The organism is Streptomyces ipomoeae 91-03, from assembly GCF_000317595.1.
Lineage (GTDB): Bacteria > Actinomycetota > Actinomycetes > Streptomycetales > Streptomycetaceae > Streptomyces > Streptomyces ipomoeae.
On record NZ_AEJC01000049.1, the window covers coordinates 1 to 3252 of the forward strand.

A 3252-nucleotide genomic window follows, 5' to 3' on the forward strand; every position below is an offset into this window, starting at 1 on the left:
GCTCACCCCCGACCCGGTGAGCCGCCGCGTGCGCCGCTGCCGGGCCGCGCGCTTGAGGTCCTTGTACGCGGCGTCGGCACCGGCGACGAGAAGCGCCGCCAGCACCGCGCCCACGACCTCGTGGCCGGCCAGCCACTGCCACGTCAGCCCGGCCGCGGTGAGAGCGGCGCCGACCGTACGGAGGATCCCCGTGGTGCGGAGGACCTCGCACAGCCAGTAAAGGGCCCGGCGGAAGCCGAACCCCTGGGAGATTTCGGGGGTGACGACGCACCCCGGGGAGGCCTGGACAGGCTGGAGAACCCAGCCGATACCCGGCATAAAACGCCACAACATGAAGCACCGCCTCCTGCGGATGTCGCACTCAAAGCCTGGACGGATCACGGAAGAACGGGGGTTAGCGGGCCCCCACACAGCGGCCGGAGAACCGGCGACCGCGCATCTCAGAGTCTGGACCTTCCGCATGACGGATTCAACTGAGGTTTGCGACGCCCCCCGTTGCCCCACCGGGGGCGTCAACAGCGTTCTACAGAAACACTCCTGACACCCAATAAGGGGCATTCCGGTCAAACTCCCCTCGCCGCTCAACGCGTGAGGCAACATTCATGTCCGGGGAGCGTCCAGCCGACGTCCGGCAGGCTTCACGACACGGACGCGAACCCGCAGGCCTCTCCACAGGAGCACGTCCCGCACGTCCGGCAGCGTCCGAAGCCGTCCGGCTACGTCCGAGGGATGGAAGTATTAGGTAAACAGGGTTCACCTTGTTGCCCAGAGCCCGCCTCCTTAGCCTGGACGGACTCGACGGAGAAGTGTTTAGCGGCACGACTCCCAAATGTGACGAGCGTCACATCAAGCCAGGTCCGTGCCCGAGGGTACGGACCTGCTGCTTTTCCGCTTCCCGCCCGAGGTCATGCCCGGCGGCGCCGGCCGAAGATGCCGCCGCCGGTCGGCGGCTGGTCGGTCTGCTCCTGGGCGGCTTCGGCGGCGCGCTGGCGGTAGCTGAGGCAGGGGCCGCACTCGCCGCCGGGCATCAGGCCGTCTGCGGGGTAGACGAAGCGCTGGCAGGTCGGGCACACCCACTTGCCCGCCTCCAACCGGCGGCGCTCGGCTTCCCGCTCGCGCCGGGCGTGCTCGAGTTTGGCCTCCTGCGCCTTGCGGCGGGCCTGGTCGCGCACCGAGTAGGCGCGGTAGTCGTCGGGGTTGTCGAGCGCGTCCGGTGGCCGGCTACACGGTCCGCCACAGCGGCACCTCCCGCCCAGCCAGGCTGACGCGGCGGGCGAAGAACCGGCGGTAGCGCTCGATCTTGTCCGCCACGATCGGCGGGCCCTCGGTGCCGTTGTCGACCTCCACGAACAGCAGCGGCACCACGTCATCAGCACGTGCGCCGCACGGATCGCGCGGTGCTGCGCGGTGGTGTCGGACGGCGCCGCGAGGGCGAGCCGGTCGGAGAGAGCGGCCCGCCGAAGCAGTAGCGCCCGCTCGTCAGCGTCGACGCTGCGGTACATGGCGAAGTAGGAGGCGTTGAGCAGTCAGTCGACGGCCGCCCCTCCCATTCCCCGGCCCGGGCGGGAAATTCACCGCCTCGCGCGTACGCGACACACGCGCGCCTTAAGGTCCCGCACGCAGGACACCGATCCCCCGGCCGGGGAGTGGGGCGGGGCCGGTGCCTAGAGGGCGGCGGTGGCCCACACGCTTGGCGAGGAGTCGTGGGCGCGGCCCGGCCCGCACCGGTTGGGCCCGGCATGGCGGAGATCGGGCGGGGCCGCGCCGGGTCTCGTATGCCGCTTCCTCATCCGCCTGCGGGGCGCCGCCCGCGCCTAGCGGGCGGCGTGGCTACCTCGTCGTGCTGGTGCTGGTCTCGCGGGCGGGGTTCTCACCCTCCGTCGTGGTCTTGTTGCCCCCTCCGAGCAACAAGACCAGGGTGGTGATGACCACCGCGGCGGTCCCGATGGCGCCGACGACGTCGCCGCGGCTGGCCGGCGCGGTCGAAGTGCGGGTGTGCTTGTAGACGATGTAGCCCACCACGATGCCCACGAGCAGGATCGCGGCACCGAGGGGCTCGATGTACACGGTCACTTCGCGCCCCCGCCTCGCGGAGAGTTCGCGGTGCCCTTCGCCGTCGCGGTCGCGGTGGCCTGGGCGGTCGTCTGCTTCCGGGGCTTGCGCGGCCGGACGGCGGCTGTGCGCTGGTACTGGTAGGTCATGGTCACGCCCATGGGGGCCAGCGGGGCCTTGGTGCAGTGCTCCCGACGCTCCACCAGGTCGAGGTCGAGGAGCTTCTTCAGGCCCCGCTCGTGCGTGTCGGCCGACCAGCCGTACCACTCGGGCGCCTTCTCCGCGGGGAAGGCCGACCAGTTCTTCTCGCGCGCCACGACCAGCAGGAGCGCGAGGGCCGGCAGGTCCAGCTGCTCGTCGTAGCCCTTCGTCCAGAAGGTCGCCGGAATCTGCAGGAAGAGGTTGTCCTCCGTGTCACCGCGGGGGCGGTCGTAAGGCTGGCCGCTGCCGTCCTCCCGCAGCAGGGTGACCGTGATCATGGTCCCCGTGCGGTGGCAGGTGATCAGCCGACGCTCCTCGAGACGGCGCAGGGTGCGCCAGGCGCCGGTACGGGCGGACTGCTCGGTCACGGTCTGCCCGATGTCCATCATCCGGGCCCACACGGCGCTGTCGTGCGTGGTCGACCAGCCGTTCGTCCCGCTGCTGCACGCGGCCACAATCATCAGGTAGGCCTTGAGCCCCCGCAGGTCTCGTCCCGTGACGAACTCCTTGAGCGGTCCGTGACGGCTCACGGCTCCCTTGACGGCCTGCACGAAGGTCTTGCGCAGGGGCACGTTGGTACGGACCGAGCGCTTGAGGACCGCTGTACGGGTGTCCCTGCCGGTCGCCTTGTTCTTCTGCATGTCCCGCTCGGCGGGCGTTGTCGTCTTCATGCCCCTGAAGGTAGCCGTCTCAGTCGGCCGCACCCAAACGTTTCAGCCCTCAGTCCGGCGGACGTGCCAGCGGGTATATGAGAAGGCGTACATGAGAAAGCCAAGTGAAAGATCAAGGTGAGAGTCCAAGGTGACAGCTCAACATGGGAGAACAAACCTGTCAGCGGTGCAGACGATCCAGCGCGCCGGACTGCACGCGCCGCCGGAAGCCCTCCGGCGCGACGGCGGCGCCGCCCGACCACCTCGCCCACCCAGCGCCTCTGTGTGCCACATCACACCCTTGCGGCCCGTACATCCCCGAAACCGCCTCGAGGACATCAGACTCAGG

The 3252-nt window shown here is 69.9% G+C and carries 5 protein-coding genes; all 5 read right to left on the minus strand.

What is annotated here, in order from left to right; translation table 11 throughout:
- Positions 1-333 (minus strand): hypothetical protein (locus tag STRIP9103_RS02540; protein WP_009296757.1); only part of this gene is annotated, 333 nt, incomplete at its 3' end.
- 572 nt (positions 334-905) lie between these two features.
- Positions 906-1172, minus strand: coding sequence for a hypothetical protein (locus STRIP9103_RS02545; protein ID WP_009296760.1), 267 nt, complete (start codon positions 1170-1172; stop codon positions 906-908).
- Positions 1173-1221: 49 nt separating this feature from the next.
- The gene (locus STRIP9103_RS49710) at positions 1222-1365 is read right to left on the minus strand and encodes a replication-relaxation family protein (protein WP_181800346.1); all 144 of its coding nucleotides are present in this window, start codon (positions 1363-1365) and stop codon (positions 1222-1224) included.
- Between the two features lie 465 nt (positions 1366-1830).
- Positions 1831-2073 (minus strand): hypothetical protein, encoded by a 243-nt coding sequence (locus STRIP9103_RS02550; protein ID WP_009296759.1) that lies wholly within the window; start codon positions 2071-2073, stop codon positions 1831-1833.
- Positions 2070-2924, minus strand: coding sequence for a hypothetical protein (locus STRIP9103_RS02555; protein WP_048819563.1), 855 nt, complete (start codon positions 2922-2924; stop codon positions 2070-2072). The genes STRIP9103_RS02550 and STRIP9103_RS02555 overlap by 4 nt, the downstream gene beginning before the upstream one ends.
- Positions 2925-3252: the final 328 nt, after the last annotated feature.